16 protein-coding genes and 3 pseudogenes are annotated in these 20,356 nt (G+C 53.5%); 7 read left to right on the forward strand and 12 right to left on the reverse strand.

The genetic code is table 11. From position 1 onward, the window contains the following. Positions 1-212: 212 nt before the first annotated feature. A pseudogene (locus QSK07_RS22950) lies at positions 213-813 on the reverse strand (SDR family NAD(P)-dependent oxidoreductase); the annotation flags it as partial. Between the two features lie 3 nt (positions 814-816). On the opposite strand from QSK07_RS22950, the pseudogene QSK07_RS14005 reads away from it, so the two are divergent. Then, a pseudogene (locus tag QSK07_RS14005) lies at positions 817-1,176 on the forward strand (winged helix-turn-helix transcriptional regulator). A 108-nt stretch (positions 1,177-1,284) separates the two neighbouring features. On the opposite strand, the gene QSK07_RS14010 reads toward QSK07_RS14005, so the two are convergent. Next, on the reverse strand, positions 1,285-2,532 hold the full coding sequence (locus QSK07_RS14010) for a sensor domain-containing diguanylate cyclase (protein ID WP_285721486.1): 1,248 nt from the start codon (positions 2,530-2,532) through the stop codon (positions 1,285-1,287). A 739-nt stretch (positions 2,533-3,271) separates the two neighbouring features. Here QSK07_RS14010 and QSK07_RS14015 point away from each other — a divergent pair. Next, positions 3,272-4,045, forward strand: a complete 774-nt coding sequence (locus tag QSK07_RS14015; RefSeq protein WP_285721485.1) for a COG4705 family protein — start codon at positions 3,272-3,274, stop codon at positions 4,043-4,045. 114 nt (positions 4,046-4,159) lie between these two features. Here QSK07_RS14015 and QSK07_RS14020 read toward each other — a convergent pair whose 3' ends face one another. Then, a complete protein-coding gene (locus QSK07_RS14020; RefSeq protein ID WP_098050224.1) occupies positions 4,160-4,486 on the reverse strand; it encodes a hypothetical protein in 327 nt (108 codons plus the stop codon). 183 nt (positions 4,487-4,669) lie between these two features. Further along, positions 4,670-5,740: a LacI family DNA-binding transcriptional regulator gene (locus tag QSK07_RS14025; protein WP_275221673.1), complete on the reverse strand. Its 1,071-nt coding sequence runs from the start codon at positions 5,738-5,740 to the stop codon at positions 4,670-4,672. Positions 5,741-6,005: 265 nt separating this feature from the next. On the opposite strand from QSK07_RS14025, the gene QSK07_RS14030 reads away from it, so the two are divergent. Next, a complete protein-coding gene (locus QSK07_RS14030; RefSeq protein WP_285721484.1) occupies positions 6,006-7,268 on the forward strand; it encodes a maltoporin in 1,263 nt (420 codons plus the stop codon). A gap of 103 nt (positions 7,269-7,371) precedes the next feature. On the opposite strand, the gene QSK07_RS14035 is transcribed toward QSK07_RS14030, so the two are convergent. From QSK07_RS14035 to QSK07_RS14060, 6 genes are all read right to left on the reverse strand, one after another. Then, positions 7,372-7,686 (reverse strand): PTS sugar transporter subunit IIB, encoded by a 315-nt coding sequence (locus tag QSK07_RS14035; protein ID WP_033735499.1) that lies wholly within the window; start codon positions 7,684-7,686, stop codon positions 7,372-7,374. Positions 7,687-8,059: 373 nt separating this feature from the next. After that, positions 8,060-10,138, reverse strand: a complete 2,079-nt coding sequence (locus tag QSK07_RS14040) for a beta-galactosidase (protein WP_285721483.1) — start codon at positions 10,136-10,138, stop codon at positions 8,060-8,062. Positions 10,139-10,179: 41 nt separating this feature from the next. Beyond that, complete coding sequence (locus QSK07_RS14045; RefSeq protein WP_285721482.1) at positions 10,180-11,373, reverse strand: glycoside hydrolase family 53 protein; 1,194 nt, start codon at positions 11,371-11,373, stop codon at positions 10,180-10,182. A 3-nt stretch (positions 11,374-11,376) separates the two neighbouring features. Beyond that, positions 11,377-12,228, reverse strand: coding sequence for a sugar ABC transporter permease (locus tag QSK07_RS14050; RefSeq protein ID WP_285721481.1), 852 nt, complete (start codon positions 12,226-12,228; stop codon positions 11,377-11,379). A 10-nt stretch (positions 12,229-12,238) separates the two neighbouring features. Further along, positions 12,239-13,588 carry a carbohydrate ABC transporter permease gene (locus QSK07_RS14055; protein WP_502921711.1) on the reverse strand — a complete coding sequence of 450 codons (1,350 nt, stop codon included), beginning with the start codon at positions 13,586-13,588 and terminating at the stop codon, positions 12,239-12,241. Beyond that, entirely contained in the window at positions 13,588-14,808 is a 1,221-nt protein-coding gene (locus QSK07_RS14060; protein WP_285721479.1) for an extracellular solute-binding protein, read from the reverse strand. The genes QSK07_RS14055 and QSK07_RS14060 overlap by 1 nt, the downstream gene beginning before the upstream one ends. 325 nt (positions 14,809-15,133) lie before the next feature. On the opposite strand from QSK07_RS14060, the gene QSK07_RS14065 reads away from it, so the two are divergent. Then, positions 15,134-16,252: an ABC transporter ATP-binding protein gene (locus QSK07_RS14065; protein ID WP_285721478.1), complete on the forward strand. Its 1,119-nt coding sequence runs from the start codon at positions 15,134-15,136 to the stop codon at positions 16,250-16,252. A 61-nt stretch (positions 16,253-16,313) separates the two neighbouring features. Here the strand turns inward: QSK07_RS14065 and QSK07_RS14070 are convergent, their stop codons facing one another. Continuing rightward, the gene (locus QSK07_RS14070; RefSeq protein ID WP_285721477.1) at positions 16,314-17,177 is read right to left on the reverse strand and encodes a LysR family transcriptional regulator; all 864 of its coding nucleotides are present in this window, start codon (positions 17,175-17,177) and stop codon (positions 16,314-16,316) included. Positions 17,178-17,287: 110 nt separating this feature from the next. On the opposite strand from QSK07_RS14070, the pseudogene QSK07_RS14075 reads away from it, so the two are divergent. Continuing rightward, positions 17,288-17,880, forward strand: a pseudogene (locus QSK07_RS14075) (glutathione binding-like protein). Between the two features lie 137 nt (positions 17,881-18,017). Here the strand turns inward: QSK07_RS14075 and QSK07_RS14080 are convergent. Continuing rightward, entirely contained in the window at positions 18,018-18,329 is a 312-nt protein-coding gene (locus QSK07_RS14080) for a cupin domain-containing protein (RefSeq protein ID WP_098050226.1), read from the reverse strand. Between the two features lie 416 nt (positions 18,330-18,745). Here QSK07_RS14080 and QSK07_RS14085 point away from each other — a divergent pair, with 416 nt between their 5' ends. Together QSK07_RS14085 and QSK07_RS14090 are read left to right on the forward strand one after the other, a co-directional pair. Continuing rightward, entirely contained in the window at positions 18,746-19,486 is a 741-nt protein-coding gene (locus QSK07_RS14085; protein ID WP_285721476.1) for an SDR family oxidoreductase, read from the forward strand. Between the two features lie 439 nt (positions 19,487-19,925). Further along, positions 19,926-20,356: Tar ligand binding domain-containing protein (locus QSK07_RS14090; RefSeq protein ID WP_285721475.1), on the forward strand; the 431-nt coding region annotated here is incomplete at its 3' end.

The raw sequence follows: 20,356 nt of genomic DNA on the forward strand, positions 1-20,356 counted from the left end.
CAAAGAGGATGAAATTAACGATGTTCTGAGCCCGACATTTATTATTCTTCGTACCCTTATCAACTGGGATGTTACCTGCCAATATCAGCGAATACTCAGCCTGTACTCGCTTTGCAACCTGATACCTGCAAAAGCCTCAATGGGCAAAGTGGTTAAGCTGATGGCATGAATGGCGTCACAGGCACACTACCCGTAACGCTCTCCAGGTTTTTTTACGCAATCATTCCGCCATCAATGACCAGTTCGGTGCCGCTAATATAACTGCTTTCATCTGAAGCCAGAAACAGTGCCGCAGCCGCCACTTCTTCAGGATTTCCCAGCCGCTTTGCCGGTATCCGGGCGGTCAGCGTCTGCCTCACTTCATTGCTGGCCCGGTCAAACATCGGCGTGATGACAGGACCAGGACTCAGCGTATTAACCCTGGTTCCGCGCGGTGCCAGCTCGCTATTCCAGGTACGTGCATAAGACCCTACCGCGGTCTTTCAGGCGTAATAGCTGCCATAACCGGGATTCGCTATCACGCCCGCAACGGAACCCTCCAGCACGATACTGCCGCCCTCACCCATCAATCGCACCGCAAGCTGCACCGTCAGCACCATGGCTCACACATTCAGATTAAGCGCGATCGATGTGTTTTTCCGTGGTCTCTTCCAGGCTGGCCGGTTCAGACACACCTGAAGCGTTGATGAGGATATCGAGGCGACCCGCTCTGATGCCAGGGGGTTCGAACAGATGCGCAAGGTCGTCTGTGCGGGTGATATCGCCCAGAATGGCCTCAGCCTGACCGCCGATCAGTGCGACTGCCTCAGCCAGCTACTGGCCGGGATCAACAGCACCCGCCCTGTCCTGGAACACGTAGCGAATTAGTGGTCGGTTTTAAACCTCACCGTATTATGCTTTCAGCGCTCGCGTTTTAATGCCATCAAGCGCAGGCTCGACCCCATCACCCATAAATCTCTGACAGAAGCAATACGCCGGCTGGAACGCAACGGACTGGTGAGCCGCCGCGTGATTGCTTCATCGCCAGTGGCGGTCGAATATGCGATTACGCCACTGGGTCGGACATTGCAGGAGCCTTTTGTCGCGCTGGTGAACTGAGCAAAGCAATATGGAGAAGCCATGGAACAGGCGCAGACAGGTTACGATGCAGGGCGGGATGGCGAAGAATCTGCATAATCTTATGCCTGAGCGACGCTCCTGCATGATAGCCCAGGTTGATGAGCAGATAAGTTCTTGATAAGCACGACAGGAAGGAAAGCGGAGACCCGCCATCATGTACAACGGCTACTCCACAACTGGCTCAAAAAACTGATAAGAACCATCACGTCGTGCTTTCGCCTGGTACATTGCCTTATCTGCGTTTTCGAATAACATTTTGGCCGTTGCTTTCCCGAAGCGGGCAAGGCTGATACCAATCGCCGCGCCGATGCGAACATCCATATTATCGATGGCGAAAGGTGCCTGCAGAGTGTCAATAATTCGCAGGGCAATTGCGGATGCGGTTTCGTGATTGCTGCATTTAGCAGCCACAACAAACTCATCGCCACCCAGTCGCGCCACCGAATCGCCCGGACGCATACAGTGCCGCAGCCGTTCACTGACCTGTTGCAGCAGGGCATCGCCTGTCGCGTGACCCATCAGGTCGTTCACCGCCTTGAAGCCATTCAAATCGATAAACATCACCGTGGTGTAGGCCAGATCGTCTGCCTGCGCCAGCATAAATCCCACCTTCTCGTTAATCCAGGCACGATTGTGCAGCCCGGTCAGCGTGTCCAGCGTTGCCAGCTTCTCAAGATTACGCATCCGTTCTTTGTCCCGCGTGATATCGCGCGATACCAGCACGGCACCAATATTTTTTCCTGAATTGGGATTGATGACGCCACAGGCTTTGGTACCCAGTGAGATGTAATGGCCGTCGCGATGCAGTTTGCGAACCTCAACAACATCCGGCAGTATCCCGCCGCTAAAGATGCATCCCAGCGCTTCGCTGGCTAATTCGCGGTCATCGGGATGCAGGAAATCCACCACCCGTTGCCCCACAACCTCTTCGGTTGTCCAGCCTAAGATTTCGCTGTAAGAGGGAGAGATTGATACGTATCTGCCTTCCGCGTCGCAATGGGCAATCAGATCGGTACTGTTTTCAATCAGAAGGCGATACTCCGCCGCCGTGCGCAGCGCATCTTCCAGGTCTTTACGCTGCCCGGTCACATCCAGAATAAAGCCGTTGTACTGCAGATGGGAGGTGCCAGGCTGGCAATCTGGCAGGCCGGAAACAAGGACCCGACGCGTCTTGCCATCCAGACAATGGATAGGCACTTCAATATGGAAAGGGGTCAGCAATTCCAGGGCTGCAGTCAGTTGCAGCGCGATCTTTGCATCGTCGTCAGCCTGCGCCAGTCTCAGCCATGCACTCAGCGTCACGCCCTTAAGTTCAGGCATCAGACCCGCAGGAATTTCCTGACTGGCGATGCAGATTCCCCGGGCATCCGTAGACCAAACAGCAGTAAAAGAAGGTTTGATCATTGGGTTCATGGCGGTCGGCTCCGACGTTGCTGACGATGTTAAATAAGTTCAATACACGTCGCTACAGACCTGATTATAACCGTTAATGCCTGCCTGTAGTTGAGTGAAGCTATGCATAAAGGTTCAGTATTGCGGGCCGTGATAAATGCTGGCGGAAACTGAGGCCTTTCCGGCAGCGTTTTCTAAGGTGCCCTCTCATGTGGCATTACGCAAAGCTTTCAGGCTGTAGTATCAGAAGTGTGAGCCTGTTTATATCGGCTCATCGGGGCATAATCTTTAATCACAGTATGTTGTCTCAGGGCGGTAAACCCTGAAACCGGCTGAACATCGCTGTGGGTTTGGGGGCGCTCAGTAATGACATTCTGTCTGGCGAATGACGGGGAAAGAAATAGCCGGGCCGACAAAAGCTATGCTGCTGGCAACTAATTGCGTCTCACAATTTGTTAACTTTTTTACTCATAGATAATGTGCTGTCTGGAAGAGCCATTTGGGGCTTTCTGAAAATTCGTTCAGGACAGTGACGTTTTAATATCTGTAAATATGTATAAAAACGTTAACAATACCGCTAAATAATCGCATTCACACTGTAAAAAAATTTCATATCGTGGCGTATTTCAATCCTCAGGGCGGCATTAACAGCCGGTCAAAATTGCTCCCGCTTCGCCTGCAGCTTAATCTTTCCTTAAGATTAATCCTATAACATCTTTCCTGTATTAGCCCATGTTGGGCTTTTCCGGAGTCTCACCCTATGCAAAATAACATCACAGCTTCTCACGCTCTGAGTAAAGTTCCGGCCGTTACCGCGGCTTTCTGGTTGACCAAAATCGCTGCGACTACCCTGGGTGAAACCGGCGGCGATGCGGTGACGATGTCGATGAATCTCGGTTACCTGACCGGAACACTGATTTTCGCCATCATCTTTCTGGTCTCTGTCGTGGTCCAGATCAATCGCAACAGCTTTAACAAATGGATCTACTGGTTCACCGTCGTGGCGACCACCACCGTCGGTACAACAATGGCGGACTTTGCCGATCGCTCACTGAATATTGGTTATATGGGCGGTACACTGCTGCTGAGCACTCTGCTGATCCTCTCTCTTTTTCTCTGGAAAATGACCTGTGGAACGGTCGCAGTGAGTTCGGTAAGCAACGGTGTTACTGAGAGTTTTTACTGGGTCACCATTATGTTTTCTCAGACACTGGGCACAGCATTGGGTGACTGGACGGCAGACAGCGAAGGCCTGGGTTACGATGGCGGGATCCTGCTGTTTGTCGGCGCGCTGGCGATCATCTGGGCGGCAAGTCGCTTTACCTCCCTTTCACGCACAGCGCTGTTCTGGGCAGCCTTTATCATGACCCGACCACTGGGTGCCGTTGTCGGTGACTTCCTGGATAAACCACTTGCTTCGGGCGGACTCGCGCTGAGTCGCTATGGCGCCTCGCTGACGCTGGCACTGATCATCATCGCTTTTCTGGTGGTGCTGCCACAGCGACCGGCAATGAAGACCGCTCCTGCGAATTAAAAAAGCGCTAACGGACGATTTACAGGTCACGCTTCTTCCTGAATGTCGTCAGGGCCGCCAGTGATGGCGGCTTTTTAATTATCTGATCTGTCATCGTCCGTGCAGGCTGTTAAATCAGGCTGGCCGCTCGATGGAAACGATAAGCTCTTCATGTGCAGCAGAGAGGACAGGCAGACTTTCTGCTGGCTCCTGCATTTTCACCCGAAATGCTGTGTTGCTGGCATCCAGAAAAACGGTTCTGAGATGCCGGTTGCAGATAAACCAGATTTCATCGCGGTCATTTGAAAGAATGTAGTAAGCATCTGAGGTTTCAGAGGGGTTAAAGCAGCCCAGCGCGCGATAAGCGGTCTGCGGGGTAAAGCCACTGGAAAGCGGCAGCGGCCTGGGGCCATGCGTTAACTCTTCAATCCTGAGGTAAAGTCCCTGTTCAAGCCACAGCATAGTGTCACATCCTGGATGTAGAGGAATCGGGCTGAGCATACCGGCTGGCTTACAGGTAATAAGAATGCACGTTAACCGACCAGCTCAGGCAATGGGTAATTTTTCTGAAATTCAGAAGCGTTATCCTGATCTGAGCATAGCAGCGGGGTGTTGTTATGCTTTTTTATCTTTGTCTGGCCCCCGCTACTCAAGACGGCTGGCAATCAGCCGCAGCTGTTCTGCAATCTGCTTTAAATCACGCTGCTGTTGTCCGGCGATACCAGTCGAGCTGCGCACCACTAACTTTGCCGGCAGAATTGAGGAGGAACGCTGCTCATCCTGCTCACTGGCCAGCAACAGACGCGCAACCGCCTCTTTGCCCTGCAAATCGAGATCCAGCGACACCGTGGTCAGCGCCGGATGGAAAAAGGCACTTTCATAGGTGTCATCGTAGCCAATCACCGAAATCTGCCCAGGCACCGCCACACCGCGCTGATGCAGCGCACTTAGCACGCCCAGTGCCATCTGGTCGTTGCCCACCAGCAACGCACTGAATTCAGGCGCTTCACGCAGCAGTTGCAGCACGCCATTGTAACCACTCTGCGCATCCCAGTTACCGTGGCTGATGCTGACCGGCTTCAGACCGTAGCTTTCCAGCGTGTCTAGCCAGCTCTTTAACCGCAGCCTGGCGGAGACCGACTGCTCAGGACCCGCCAGCAGGGCAAAATCACGATGCCCTTGTTCATAGAGATATTTAACGCTGGCACGAGTGCCATCAGCCGGGTTAAACGAAACGTTAAACACTGCGCTGTAGGGATCCACATCAAGGAAGAGACAGAGAATATCGTCGTTCTCCTGCACAACCTGCTCGGCAGCGCTGCTCTCCAGCGGGACATTAATGATTACTTTATCTACCCGCTGAGACTTAAGTTCATTAATGCAATCCTGCAGACTTTGATTGACGTTCTCATCAATCATGGCGATCAGCACCTGATAGTCCGCAGCATTCGCATAACGTTTTACCGCAGCAGCTACCTGCGAGGGCGCATGCAACGCCAGCGACGTCGTTACCAGACCCAGTGTTGTGCTCTGCTTGCCCACCAGCTGCTGCGCCAGGCGGTTGGGTACGTAGCGCAGGGTTTCAATTGCGTGTTCCACCTTGCGCCGCGTTGATTCCGAGACGTTTGCCGACTTATTCAAAACCCGCGAAACCGTCTGATACGACACGCCAGCATGGCGGGCGACATCCTCTAAGGTGGCATTTTTTGATTTCATAATTCGCATCCCTGATTACCGATGGCGGAATGTTATCACAGCCCTGATGTCAGCCAGACTACCGCAGTCACATTGCGCGAATAAAAAGTAAAAGTAATACCTTCACATTATAAAATTTGGTGATCTGATTCACTAATCGTTACAAATTGCGCCATTATATTTGCAGTACATCACACATTATTGCGATTTTATTTGTCACTCATCTGACAAAAAGCGTTTACTTCCGCTGTCATGTGAACGTATTACAAATATAATTGAGGATAACATGGAAACAAGGTTACGTACTGCTGCTGTGGCGCTTGCTGCGGCCCTGACCTCCCCGACGCTCTATGCCGCTATCGACAACATCGATTTCCATGGCTATCTGCGTGGTGGCGTTGGCGTATCACAGGATGGCGGTATTGAAGAGTATCAAAAGAACAAGGTGGGCCGTCTCGGCAATGAAGCTGACACTTATGGTGAGGTTGAGCTGGGCAGCGAAGTCTACAAAAAGGATGACGTCAGTTTCTACGTCGACACCATGGTCAGTATGTTCTCCGACGGCTCAAACGATAACGAAACCACCTTCGGCGACGATGCGCAGTTTGGCCTGCGTCAGCTCAACCTGCAGATCAAAGGGCTGGTGCCGGGTGACAAAGATGCGGTGATCTGGGGCGGTAAACGCTACTACCAGCGTCACGATCTGCACATCATTGATACCAAGTACTGGAACATCTCGGGTTCAGGCGCCGGTATCGAAAACTACACGCTGGGTCCGGGCGCCGTCTCTTTTGCCTGGATCCGCGGCGATGCGAATGACGTGGATTACCGCGTCGATGGTGACAACGACGTCAACATTAATTACCTCGATCTTCGGTATGCCGGCTGGAAACCCTGGAACGGTGCCTGGACTGAATTTGGTATCGATTACGCCATGCCAAACACCACCAACAAGCAGAAAGATTATGGTGGCCTGTATGACGCAGATAACGGCGTCATGCTCACCAGTGAAATCAGTCAGGACATGTGGGGCGGCTACCAGAAGCTGGTGTTCCAGTACGCTAACAAAGGTCTGGCGCAGAACATGATTTCGCAGGGCGGCGGCTGGTATGACATGTGGAATGATACACAAAACGCCACTGGCTACCGCGTGATTAACACCGGTCTGCTCCCAATCACCGACAGGTTCTCCCTGAATCAGGTCTTTACCTGGGGATCGGCGGACGATATCACCGCGCAGACCAGCAAAAGTACCCTGCTGTCGCTGGTGGGTCGTGGTCAGTATCAGTTTACGCAGTATGTTCGCGGCATCGGTGAAGTCGGTAGCTTCTGGCAGAAAGATGAAAACAAAGTGGGCAGCGACTACAAAGCGGCGGGACAGAAATATACGCTGGCGCTGGGTCTGGCAGCCGGTCCCGAATTTATGTCTCGTCCGGAACTGCGACTGTTTGCCTCTTACCTGAATGACTCAGAGGATGGACACAGCTTCAAAGACAACACCAGTAATAACACCTGGAACTTCGGCGTACAGGTCGAAGCCTGGTGGTAACCGCGCAACCTCCTCATTGTGATCATTATTGAGCTCTTATGCAGGGGCTTATTTGGATAACCGGCGACGGTTATCCATTTTTTTCGTGTTTCTCTGGCGGCTGTTACTCCGGTTTAAAGAAACGTTCTTCCAGCAACTGACGAAGCTGGTCGGACTGCTTACCAAAGATCGCATGTACCTCGTGTCCCAGGATCACCACACCAATCGCCCCTGCTTTCTGCAATCCCGCCGTGTCTACGGCCTTCAGTGACGTCACCTTCACCCGCAGCCGGGTTATACAAGCGTCCACCTGCTGAATATTGTCACGCCCGCCAAAACACCCGACAAGCCGCTCCAGTAATGCGTTGTCTATCTCAACCTCTTCTGCCGTTATCGGCTGTCGGCTGAAATATTGCTTAAAGGATTTCAGACTCACCATATTGTTCTCCTTCAGATGATAAAAAGGCGGGCTGTTGCCCGCCACTTACGACTGATAAATGAAAACGAGGGATACATGCCCGGGACTGTTCACAAAACATACACGACTCCTGCAATCAGCCTCTAAAAAACCCGCCCTACATCAACAGTAAAACTCAGTTCTTCCTGCAGACAATGCCTGATCTCAAAAGCGATGGGGGCATATGCCTGTAGCAAAGCATCACGCCGCCTGGATAAAAACACCGGGAGCGTTTTTGAACAACGCGATGCATTAGCCTGCTGACGGACGCACCTCAGGGATGAGGTGCGTAATTGCCCGTACTGAACGGGCAGGGATGCCGTCTTTTGCGTCTTTTTGGGAAGGCATATGCCCTCTAAGCCTGTGCTTGCACCTGTTCCAGCGGCACACTCAAAACCCGACATCCCCAGGGCACCAGCATCAGCGATTCCCCCAATGACATGCCATCAACCAAATCACTCAGCCCGACGGGCAAAGAGACCTGCTGCGTCTGACCGGTAAAATTCTGCACAAACAGAAACGCCTGTTCACCATCAGTTCGCCGCTGAACGACAACGCCTGGCGGAAGCTCAGTCGCCAGCGCACGCGGCAATCCCAGCTGCTTAATCAGCGCACCATAAAAATCCCGATGGAACGGCAGATCATTACGCGACGCGATATACCAGGCTTTACCCTGACCGACCCGATTCACCGTCACCGCCGGGGTTCCGGCATAAAAATCACTTTCGTAACTGGCCAGCGCCGTGGCCCCTTCCAGATGAATATGCTCGCAAAGCTCCCGCGCCTGATAGGGCCCGTTCAAACCCAGCTCATTGCCGCGCACCCCGCGCACGCCATTACACTCCTCATCCGTCAGACTATCAATCTCTTCTGACCAGATGCCGAGCAGCGGCCGCAGCGGACCCGGAAATCCTCCCAGATAACAGAGATCGCTCTCATTCACGATGCCGCTCCAGTAGCTGGCCACGAAATGCCCGCCCCGCTCAACATGCGCTTCTGCTCGCGCGGCAAAACCGTCGCGCACCATATACAGCATCGGCGCTATCACCAGGTCATAACCACTGAGATCGCTATCGCCGTTAATCACATCTACTGCAACACCCTGTTCCCAGAAAGCACGGTAGTGTTCGTTCACCGTACGCTCATAATGCAGACCAAGATTACGTGGACCCTGCGCGTTATCCATCGCCCAGCGACTCTCCCAGTCGAAAATAATCGCGACGCGCGCCTCAACCCGGCTGCCCATTACCGGCGTCATGGCCGCCAGCATCCGGCCCAGCTCACTCACTTCACGCCCGGTTCGCGTATCAATATGACCTACATGATCGACCACCGCGCCATGAAACTTCTCGACTGACCCCCGACTCTTGCGCCACTGGAAATACTGCACCGCATCCGCACCATGCGCCACTGCCTGAAGTGAAGAGAGAATATGCATCCCCGGCTTCTTCAGCTTACTGGTCGGCTGCCAGTTCGTTGAGCCCGGCGTCGATTCCATCAATACAAACGGTTTACCCTGCTTCAGGGTGCGCATCAAATCGTGGTACATCGCGGTGTAACAGGCGAGTGTGGTCTCATCCTTCTTGTTATGCCACATCGGGTAGCTGTCCCAGGAGATAAAATCCAGCGCCGGTGCCAGCTTCCAGTAATCGTAGTCGTAGAAATACTCCATGAAATTGGTGGTCGCGGGCAGATCGGGATTCGCCTGTTTCAGCGGCTTAATCTCCTCCCGACAGAAGTCAGTGACCTGATCGGTCATAAACCGCCGCCAGTCCAGATTCAGACCATGAATCGACATCTCGCCCTGCGGTGCAGGCGACGCAATCTGTGACCAGTCTGTGTAGGTATGACTCCAGAAGTCACTCCACCAGTCAAAATTCAGTTTCTCCAGCGTCTCATAACGACGCTGCAGCCAGCCGCGAAAAGCCTGCTGACAGCGGTCGCAATGACACTCGCCACCATACTCATTAGAGATATGCCAGCCGGCCACAGCCGGATGATGCGAGTAACGCGCGGCCAGGCGGCTATTCATCGCCTGCACTTTCTGGCGATAAACCGGCGAGGTCAGACAGTGGTTATGACGGCCACCGTGCAGAGCGGGAACGCGATCGCGCCCCACCCGCAACACCTCCGGATACGCCTGCGACATCCAGGCAGGCCTGGCCCCACTCGGTGTGGCGAGAAACACGGAAATCCCCTGCAGCCACAGCGTATCGATCACCTCATCCAGCCAGCCAAACTCATAGCGCCCCTCTTCCGGCTCCAGCTTCGCCCAGCTGAAAATACCCACCGACATCACGTTGCAGTTCGCCTGCTTCATCATCGCGACGTCGTCATCAATAATGCCCGGCTGGTGCGCCCACTGTTCAGGATTGTAGTCAGCACCATGCAACAGCCGGTTAACCCGGGCGCTCAGCGGGGGAAATTTATTCATACCTGTTCCTCAGAGGAAGAGATCAGCGTTAATGCTGATAGTTAATGAAAAACCTGTAGCGAAGGCAGCGCCTTGCCATGACAGTCAAATAGCGCCTGGTTCTCGCGGGCGTTACCCTGTTTCCATTCGTCGTGGATATATTTCATGCCGGCGGGCGTAGCCCAGGTATTGCCGGGCGCGGGTATCCACGCCGGTTCCCAGTAGACCACGCCCTTGCCGCGATGGCCCGGCACCGCCAGCACTGCTTTAATCAGGTCATGCAGATAGGCCGCCTGCCCCGCGACCGTGCCGGGATAGCCGCCCGCTTTCTCCTCTTTCGCCTGGAAACTGTTCTCGGCGTTGTCACAGTTTTCCAGCGTGTAGCCATAGGCGGCTTCCACCACGATCACGTCTTTGTCATAGCGTCGGGAGATATCATCCATGTTGGCTTTCAGGGCGCTGATGGGGCCGTTCCAGTAGGTGTACATCGACAGGCCAATCACATCGAACGGCACATCACGCTTAACGATTTCATCGAACCACCAGCGGAAGGTATCGTTTTTAGTACCCTCAGCCAGATGCAGCATGATCTTCACCTGATGCGGATCGCTGAGGTTCTCGCGCAGCCCGCTGATGCCCGCCTTGAGCAGGCCCGCCAGCCGATCAAACTCGCCGCCGTTCTGGCCCCAACTTTTGCCTTCCGGCCAGAGCATGCCGCCGTTAAGCTCATTGCCAATCTGCACGATATCCGGCATCACTCCTTCCGCTTTAAAACGGGCGATAACGTCGCGGGTATAGTCATGCACCCGCGTTTCCAGCTGCGGAAAGGTCAGCGACTGCCAGGCTTTGGGTTTGAACTGCTTGCCGGGATCGGTCCAGAAATCGCTGTAATGGATATCCAGCAGCAGCTTCAGTCCCGCCGCTTTAACCCGCTTCGCCAGCGCCAGCGTAGTCGCCAGATCGTTGCCGCCACCGCCGTAGGTGTGACCGCTGCCGTCGGTGGGATCCACCCACAGCCTCAGCCGGATAGTGTTGATGCCGCTGGCTTTCAGAATGGCGATAGCATCCTGCTGATGGTTAACCGCGTTGTTGAATTTCGCGCCCTGCTTTTCCAGTTCAGCCAGTGAAGAGATGTCCGCACCTTTAATAAAATCGGCGGGCCACGGCCCTGCAGAGGCGATAACAGGCTGATCGGCGGCGAGCAGCGGCGTCGCCCAGGCCAGCGCGAGGGCGAGAATCAATGTTTTGGGCGTCATGATTTATCCTTTAGTACTGCCTGAAGCCAGGCCGGAGACGAAGTATTTCTGCAGCGCCAGATAGAACACGGCTACCGGCACAGCGATCAGCACGGCTCCGGCCGCATAGGTGGTGTAACTGGCACCCATTTTCTGCGACACCAGGTTGTAGAGGCCAATCGGCAGCGTAAACTGTTCCGGCGTGCGAAGAATGGTGCTGGAGAGAATGAAATCGCCCAGCGGTCCCGTGAACGAGAACAGCGCAACGACTGCCAGAATCGGCTTCGACAGCGGCATGATGATCTCAACAAAGATGCGGAAATTGCCCGCACCATCCATGCGCGCTGACTCATCCAGATCTTTGGGAATCGAATCAAGATAGCCCTTCATCAGATAGGTGTTCATCGGGATCATCCCGCCGACATAGATCAGCACCAGCGCCAGGTGGCTGTTGATTAATCCCAGCAGCTGCGACAGGACGAAGATCGCGATCAGCGCCGAAAACTGCGGGATCATCTGCAGCAGCAGAAACAGCATCAGTCCGTTCTGTCGACCCTTAAACCGAAAGCGGGAAAAGGCATAGGCGGTACAGCTGACGCTGATTAACGTCAGCACCATGGTCAGGAAACTGATTTTCATCGAATTCCAGTACCAGGTCAGGTAAGGCACCGTACCGTTGAACAGGTCGCGATAATGCTGAAGCGACGCATTCTCCGGAATGATCGAACTGCTGAGCAGACTGTTACCCGCATTCAGTGATGCTCCTACCGTCCAGACCAGCGGATAAATGATGATGGTCGAGACGGCCAGCACCACCAGCCAGGTCATCGAAAGGCGTATCCACCTTTCGCGTTTGATACTGCCGGACTTCGCCATAACTGCTCCCTTACGCCATCTCATCTTGTTTAAACGACCGGGTCGCGCGGAACTGCCACAGCGCCAGACCTACCACCAAAATCGACAGCAGAATGGTGATCGTGGCGGCAATGGCATATTGCGACGACGACATGGTGAGCTTGTAGATCCATGACACCAGAATATCGGTGCCTCCGGCATTCGATCCCGCCACCGCCGGACCGCCGTTATTAAACAGATAAATGATGTTGAAATTGTTAAAGTTAAAGGTGTATTGCGTAATGATGATTGGCGCAATGGCGTAGAGCACCAGCGGCAGCGTGATGGTTTTCAGCCGCGTCCAGGCGCTGGCGCCATCCATGATTGCCGCCTCATAGAGGTCTTCCGGGATCGCCTGAAGCACCCCGGTCGTCATTGCAAAGACAAACGGGAAGCCGAGCCAGGTCTGCATCATAATCAGCGCGGTTTTGGTCCAGAACGGATCGGTCAGCCAGGCTTTCGGTGCGATGCCAAAGAAGTCGAGAATCGCGTTGTTGATCACCCCAAAGCTATCGTTGAACATTCCGGCAAACACCAGAATGGTGACAAAACCCGGCACCGCCCACGGCAGGATAAAGATGGTACGGATCAGCGGTTTAAAGCGCAGGTCTTTCTGATTGACCAGAATCGCCAGCATCACGCCGACGGTGCACTGCAGCGTGGTCGCCAGCAGCGTCCAGACAACCGTCCACTGCAGCACATCGAAGAAGGTGGAGCGCCAGATCGACAGCGTGAAAATATTGATGAAGTTTCTAAATCCTACCCAGTCCACCAGCTTCGCCGGCGGCGTGTGATAGAGGTTGTAGTTGGTAAAGGCGATGGCAAAACCAAACAGAATCGGAAACACCACCACGAATACCAGCAGAATAAAGCCCGGCGAAATCATCAGGTAGGGGAAGCCGTCGCGCAGCAGCAGCTGATACTGCTGACGCACGCTGTTAAGCGGTTGCCTCTTGTCGCGCTTAACGCCATTGACCCAGGCATCTCGCACCGACAATCCCCAGACAGCCACGCCGAAGGCGGCGATCAGCACGCTGATAATTCCCTCCGCCAGCAGGAAAATGGAGTTATCGCGCGGCACCGATTCCCCCAGCGTGTATAGCCCCCAGAATCCCTCACGCAGAAAATCGTAGAAGACGCCGGTGAAACTGCTGAGCAGAATCAGAAAGCACAGGCCTTTCGCCCACTGGCGGTGATAAAACTGGCCGAAGCCAGGCAGCAGTGCCAGCAACACACCGGTCGTCGCATGACGACGCTGACGCTTAGCGGTCACCAGATGTTCATCGGAAGATATAGCCACATTCTGATCCTTATCCTGTACGGTTATCCCGTGAACCGGCATTACTGGTTGCTGGCCTGCATCGCTTCAATCTGCATGGTGATCTGTTTCACCGCGTTATCCAGTGCGGCTTTTGGCTCCTGCTTGCCGGAAACGCTCAGCTCCAGCGCCGCATTGGCCGGACCCCACACTTCCTGCATCTCCGGCACGCCTGGCATGGCTGAGGCTCGCGCCGCCTGTACTGCCACTGCGTTGGCTTTCTCATCATCTTTGATAATCGGATCGTTCATCAGCGCAGTAACCGGTGGGATCTCCTGGGTTTTCTGATAGCGCGCTTTTACATACTGCGGCCGGTTGATAAAGGTAAGGAACTTCTGTGCCAGCGCCTGATCTTTGCTCCAGGTGGATACCACATAGCCTTTAACGCCCAGGAAGGAGCTCATCGGCTTGCCGTTTGGCAGTAGCGGCAGGGGTGCCACGCCGTAGTTGATCCCGGCCGCCTGGTAAGGCTGAAACGCCCACGGCCCGTTGATCACCGCCGCCGCTTTCTTCTCGGTAAACAGCGAGTCGATAGCGTTAAGGCCGTTGTCGCCCATGATGCCGCCAGGCAGCAATCCTTCGCTGAAGAAGCGCTTAAGGTACGTCACCGCCTCCACGCTGCCTGGGGTATTCAGCCCGATATCCTGAGTGTTAATCACGCCTTTTGCGTCTTTACCAAAAATGTAAGACCCCATTGGTGCCATCACGCCCCAGCTGTAGTAAATCTGGTCGAACTTCGCCAGCAGGCCATACTGTTTTGACTCGCGCTGCTTCTGCGAGAACGCGCGATACTCATCCAGGGTTTTCAGCGGCGCGGGCAGCAGATCTTTGTTGTAGATCAGCACCAGGGTTTCAACCGCCTTAGGAACGCCGTAGACCACGTTATTCTGTGTGAACGCGGCCATTGCCGAAGGCGTATAAGCGCTCTGCTCTGCCGCATCGATTTTCAGCGGAGCCAGCAAGCCCTGCACCACCGCACTGCCGAGCTGGTCGTTGGGGATCACCAGCACATCCGGGCCGATACCTGCCGGACCATCCAGACGCAGTTTCTCGATCTGCTGAGCAAAAGGCATCTCCTGCACTTTCACTTCAATGCCGTACTGTTTCTGAAAATCGGCGATCGCCGTTTTGATACCGTCTGATTTTTTAATGTCTTCCCAGACGGTGAGTTGCTGAGCGGCCCAGACGGATTGATTAAGCATCATGGCTGACAGGAGTAGCGTAACGCTGATTTTGATTTTCATTACCGGCCTCGTGTGAAGGTATGACATTTCTAGCTGTCATTTGCTGTTGTTCTTTTTTCAGACACATGCTGAAAAGGGATTCATCAGTCATATGAAACGTGAATAACGTATCGTATTTGTGCCATACGCTACGCGGAATGCGTGACGTGCTCCAGCCCGTTCGCACCAATGTGTGATCGGTATTACAGAAATCAAAAACAGCGATAGGGCGTGCCCTGATGGAACGTTATAGTCAACGCAGGCACCATCAGGGCTGACGTGGAAACTTACTGATTGTTATACGTCCTACATTTTAGCCGCCAAATTCCTTGCCAAGAGGTTCATCATGTCCAGCATCAGATTGAGAAATGTCACCAAACGCTTTGGTAAAACAGAAACGCTGAAAAATATCGCACTCGACATTGAGGCCGGTGAGTTTGCAGTCTTTGTGGGTCCATCAGGCTGCGGAAAATCCACACTGCTGCGGTTGATTGCCGGTCTGGAAGAGATCAGTGACGGTGAGATTCTGATTGGCGATGAGGTGATGAATGATGTGGCACCTTCGCATCGTGGGGTGGCGATGGTGTTTCAGTCTTACGCGCTCTATCCCCATATGACGGTAGCGGAGAATATTGGCTACGGACTGAAAGTAAACGGGCTACCAAAAGTGCAGATTCAGCATCAGGTAGAAATGGTGGCGAAGACACTGCAGCTGGCACAGTTGCTGGACCGCAAACCTAAACAGCTTTCCGGCGGACAGCGTCAGCGTGTCGCCATTGGTCGCGCCATCGTGCGTAATCCCCGGGTATTTATGTTTGATGAACCATTATCGAACCTGGATGCAGAGCTGCGCGTCGATATGCGGCTACACATTGCTAAGCTTCATCAGGAGCTAAAAACCACCATGGTTTATGTGACGCACGATCAGACGGAAGCGATGACACTGGCCGACAAGATTGTGGTGATGAACTACGGCAAGGTGGAGCAGGTCGGTTCGCCGATGGAACTCTACTACAACCCGATCAACCGCTTCGTAGCGGGTTTTATCGGCTCGCCGAAGATGAACTTCCTGCCCGCGCGCGTGGAGCAGTGTGGCCCTGGTGGGCTGGTCGCCCTGATCAACGACGGCGAACACCGGCTGCAACTCCCCTCACCCATCCGCCAGCTTCAGCCAGGAGATGAGATCACCCTGGGTATCCGGCCGGAACAGTTGCAGATCAACGGCGATGCGCCTCAGAATATCGACTTCCACTGCGAGGTCGTGGAACGGCTTGGCAACAATACTTATCTGTTTGGTCAGAGCCACGGCCACGATGGCTTTAAGATACTGCTGCCGGGCGATGTGCATTTCCGCCCTTATCAGACGCTGCGTCCCAGCTTCCATCCGCACCACTGCATGGTGTTTGATGCCGACGGCGCACGTATCAGCGCAGACATTGCGATGCCGCAGGTGCGCGCGGCCTGAGGTTTTATGAATCTGGCAGGCTGGCGACGGTTTTCTCAGCCCGCCAGTCATCAGCCGCACATCACTGTCCTTTAAGCCTTTTAAGAAGGGTCTGAGCGGCCTGAGATGCATTTCCGGAGAGCGAACAAACCAGCCCGAACTCGTGATGTATCGAAGGGGTTATCGGCACCACAGACAGGCCGCGCCGTTCTGCCGGCAGGGCTGATTCCGGTACCAGCGCAACCCCCATGCCCTCACGTACCAGCATACAGGCGCTGATCCAGTCGCGAACTTTTATGCGCACATCGGAGAACTGGAATCCCGCCTGTTCGATCAGGCTTTTGCCATTTATCACACACCCGCCTGTTGCAAGAACAAAGAGCTGGTCTGCCAGTGCCTGCAACGTTATCCCTTTTGCGCCAGACTGCGGGTAGCTGACTGGCATCACCGCGACCCATGCGTCCCGACCTAATATCACATCAGCACGTCCGGGCGCGGAATTCATCACCACCCCCAGCTCAATGGTGTCCGCTGCGAGCCACTCCTCAACTTCCTCGTCTGTTCCTTCAAGCACCACAACCTCCATGTCCGGATAGAGACGCCTGACATTCCGTAGCAGGGCCGGCAGAAAAGTGGCCGTCACTGAAGGAAAGCTGGCAAGCCGGATACGACCGCCCTGTAACCCCCGACTTTCATCAGCAAGCTCACGGATCGCATTAAGCTGCATCAGCATTGTTCGCGCATGTTCAATCACCTGTTCACCCAGCGCGGTGACACCGATGTGCCGACGCTCACGCACAAACACCGGGAACCCGAGTAACGACTCCAGCTGGGCAATCGCCTGGCTGGCAGCGGACTGGGTCATGCCTGTCTCTTCAGCGGAACGTGAGATGTTTCGGACGTCGGCCACGGCCAACATCAGGCGCCAGTGAACAAGATTCGTCATCTTTATCAGTAGCTTGGCTAATAGTTGATTTATGAATCATTAATTTTATAGCAGCATTCAGGTTAAACATAGTATGTCGAGGAACAGCACTCACTCTTAACGGAGAACCGATGAAACTTTACTACGCCCCGGATACCTGCTCGCTTTCACCTCACATCGTGCTGCGCGAGCTGGCAATGGAGTTTGAACTGAGCAGAGTCAACAACAGGAGCAAACTCACCGCTGACGGTCGCGATTTTCGCCTCATTAACACTAAAGGCTATGTCGCTGCGCTGGAGCTGGATGATGGACAGAAACTGACTGAAGGGCCGGCGATTGCCGATCTGACGCCACAAAGCGGGCTGGCACCACCAGCAGGAAGCTGGCAGCGGGTTCGGTTGCAGGAGTGGCTGAACTTCATCAGCAGCGAAATTCACGCGGGGTCCGCGCTCTTGTTCGATACGGCACTTCAAGACGCTGTTCTGGCAATTTTTCGTGAGAAGCTCTTTAAACGATTCGACTATCTGCAGGAGGTGCTGGCGGATAAAACGTATCTGATGGGGGCATCATTCAGCGTTGCAGATGCTTACCTTTTTACCGTACTGGCTGGTGTAAGTACTTCACTATTGAACTGGATCGCTGGTCTGCGCTGGGGGCTTACAGGGCAGCGATCAATACGCGCCCTGCTGTTCAGGCGGCCTTACTGGCAGAGACGATGCAGTAAATCCGGCATCGTTTCCGCCATAACGAGATAAATAACAGGTCTGATTTGCTCAGATGCTAACACCTTGCCTGCGGGGATTCGGATAGCCAAAGCAGAGACTGAGATCAGGCTTTACCGGTTAACGGAGCAGATCTTTATTAAACGGAACCCTCTTTTTCAATGACCAGCACGCGGGCGACACCTTTCGGACGCGCAATATGTTCTGTCCCTTCGCTGGCATAGAAAATATCACCCGATTTAAGTTGTCTGCTTTTGATTTCACCGTTTTCTTTGTATTGCATCTCAACATACCCATCCATGACAGCAAAAACCTCCTGTCCGTCATTGATATGCCATTTATAAGGCTGATCGGTCCAGTGAAGTTTCACGCTGATATTATCGAAGCTGGCAATGTGTAAAGCATCCCAGGCTTTAGAGCCGGTAAATGCTTTACTGCGATAAAAGTTCATCTTTTCTCCTCAACAGACGTATTTTAACGTCATGAATAGCAGAGAGCGTTGATAGGTTCTATACGCTCGCCGTCTTTTGTCCTGATTTGGCCCTGGGTTGTCCGTTTAATAGCAAGGCTGGGATGTAGGATCAGAGAACGAGGGGCCGGGAAATGTGATGCTCTTAGAAACAGGGCGTTATGAAATCTGAACCTTTTTCTTTATCAGATGACTGCCTGATGAACTCTGTGTGCGGGTAACGCGCTCTTGCGGCATATCCCAGCCCCGGGACGGAGTCGATGTCCGTTTTGTGCCAGAAGCGGACGTTCAGGCAGCAATCCAGCTGTGCCCATTATTACGTAATGCAACAGATGACGAATAGTGACTTTTTTAAGTAAGGTAAATGCTGATACCAAAGCCAGATAAAGGGAGTAAGTGTGGGCAGATTTCAGGGTAAGCGGATACTAATTACGGGCGGCACCAGTGGCATGGGGCTCGCAGGCGCTCAGCGTATTGTCACTGAAGGTGGCTATGTAGCCATTACTGGGCTTAATGAAGAAAGGCTGGAGCGTGCTCGCAGCCTGCTTCCTGCAGAATCGCTTATTTTAAAAAGTGATGCTGCCAGCGAAGCTGACATAAATGAGTTGGGAGAGGCTATTCGCGGCTGGGGTTTACTTGATGGATTATGGCTTAATGCTGGCTTTGCTGAGGTAGGCTCTCCGGAATCTGTAACGGCAGATTCTTTCAATCGTATGATGAACGCTAATGTGCGCGGCCCGATGCTACAGCTGGCAGCTCTCTCTGAATCGTTTAATTCAGGCGCATCTGTTCTGGTGACTTCTTCCTCCTCTGTATATGAAGGTGCGGCGATGACGAGCCTGTATGCAGCGACCAAAGGTGCCGTTATCGCTATGGTCAAAAGCTGGAGTTCTGCGCTGGCTGAACGCGGTATCCGCGCCAATACTTTGGTGCCGGGTCCAATTGAAACCAACTTCAGGCACTTTATGCCAGAGGAGTCGCGTCAGCAGTTTGAAGATTTTGTGGTAAGCCAGGTTCCTCTGGGGCGCGCAGGAACAGCAGAAGAGGCTGCTGCAGTTGCACTTTTCCTGTTGTCCGATGACGCATCATATGTTACCGGCAGCCAGTATGCGGTAGATGGCGGGCTGGTTCATTATTGATTGTGAGCAGGGTTTAGAAAAGTTTTTGAAATTAACCCAATTATGTACGCTTCTGGTTCCTGACGGACGAGGGCGGACCCTCTGTCCGCTTTGTGCCAGGAGCGGACGTCATGATACGTGTACGCACAGAAGGGAACACGACTCCTTATAATTTTCTGATGCAGACATTGCCAGACATGATTTTTTGCCAAAACACCTCAGCTTCTTAATTCATACCATGTTAAGGAGATGAGTAAGAGAGTCCGCTTCTCGCCCTTACGGCGATCGACTTCAAAGTATCTGTTTTGTGTCAGATGCAGACCTTTTTTAATTACCTCATTGCGTCGATATCCCTTATTTGAAATAACGTTCCCTGCTTTTCTGCCGATATGTATGCTGAAAGTTTTCATTATTTCAGATTTTATAAATTATAAGTCATTTACAATGGCAGGAGTAACAGATGACGATCACACAGCGATTGCTGCTCACCTTTTCACTTCTCTCCGCTGCGCTGGTCGCGATGGTCATCGTGGCCGTCGTGGTCGCTGGCGGTTTCCAGTCCCGCTTTCAGTATGTGCAGGAAAACACCGTTGCTTCCCTTCTGGACCTGGGAAAGCTGACAGACGGCAGTAACTCCCTCATTATCTGGCTCTACCGACATCAGAGCGCCACTGAGCCCCGGCGGCAGGCCGAAGTCGAAAAGAAAATTGATGAAACTATCAGCAACATCAAATCACTGAACCAGTATTATCTGAACAACGACATATCGAACGAGCAGGACCGGCAACTGACCGAGGCGGCCTTTTCCACCATTAAACAGATTGAATCCTCGCTGCCGGCATTTCTTGCCGGCTCACGCGCGCAGAATGACGCCGTTGCGCTGGGCGCGCT

Origin of the sequence: Pantoea sp. QMID4, assembly GCF_030270445.1 — a bacterium.
Classification (GTDB): domain Bacteria; phylum Pseudomonadota; class Gammaproteobacteria; order Enterobacterales; family Enterobacteriaceae; genus Pantoea; species Pantoea vagans.

Excerpts from the sequence above, each read along its gene's own strand:
- QSK07_RS14080 (WP_098050226.1), bottom strand. The coding sequence starts at position 18,329 with ATGAACTTTTATCGCAGTAAAGCATTTACCGGCTCTAAAGCCTGGGAT.
- QSK07_RS14010 (WP_285721486.1), bottom strand. The coding sequence starts at position 2,532 with ATGAACCCAATGATCAAACCTTCTTTTACTGCTGTTTGGTCTACGGAT.
- QSK07_RS14015 (WP_285721485.1), top strand. The coding sequence starts at position 3,272 with ATGCAAAATAACATCACAGCTTCTCACGCTCTGAGTAAAGTTCCGGCC.
- QSK07_RS14050 (WP_285721481.1), bottom strand. The coding sequence starts at position 12,228 with ATGGCGAAGTCCGGCAGTATCAAACGCGAAAGGTGGATACGCCTTTCG.
- QSK07_RS14025 (WP_275221673.1), bottom strand. The coding sequence starts at position 5,740 with ATGAAATCAAAAAATGCCACCTTAGAGGATGTCGCCCGCCATGCTGGC.
- QSK07_RS14060 (WP_285721479.1), bottom strand. The coding sequence starts at position 14,808 with ATGAAAATCAAAATCAGCGTTACGCTACTCCTGTCAGCCATGATGCTT.
- QSK07_RS14020 (WP_098050224.1), bottom strand. The coding sequence starts at position 4,486 with ATGCTGTGGCTTGAACAGGGACTTTACCTCAGGATTGAAGAGTTAACG.
- QSK07_RS14040 (WP_285721483.1), bottom strand. The coding sequence starts at position 10,138 with ATGAATAAATTTCCCCCGCTGAGCGCCCGGGTTAACCGGCTGTTGCAT.
- QSK07_RS14055 (WP_502921711.1), bottom strand. The coding sequence starts at position 13,588 with ATGCCGGTTCACGGGATAACCGTACAGGATAAGGATCAGAATGTGGCT.
- QSK07_RS14030 (WP_285721484.1), top strand. The coding sequence starts at position 6,006 with ATGGAAACAAGGTTACGTACTGCTGCTGTGGCGCTTGCTGCGGCCCTG.
- QSK07_RS14035 (WP_033735499.1), bottom strand. The coding sequence starts at position 7,686 with ATGGTGAGTCTGAAATCCTTTAAGCAATATTTCAGCCGACAGCCGATA.
- QSK07_RS14065 (WP_285721478.1), top strand. The coding sequence starts at position 15,134 with ATGTCCAGCATCAGATTGAGAAATGTCACCAAACGCTTTGGTAAAACA.
- QSK07_RS14070 (WP_285721477.1), bottom strand. The coding sequence starts at position 17,177 with ATGACGAATCTTGTTCACTGGCGCCTGATGTTGGCCGTGGCCGACGTC.
- QSK07_RS14045 (WP_285721482.1), bottom strand. The coding sequence starts at position 11,373 with ATGACGCCCAAAACATTGATTCTCGCCCTCGCGCTGGCCTGGGCGACG.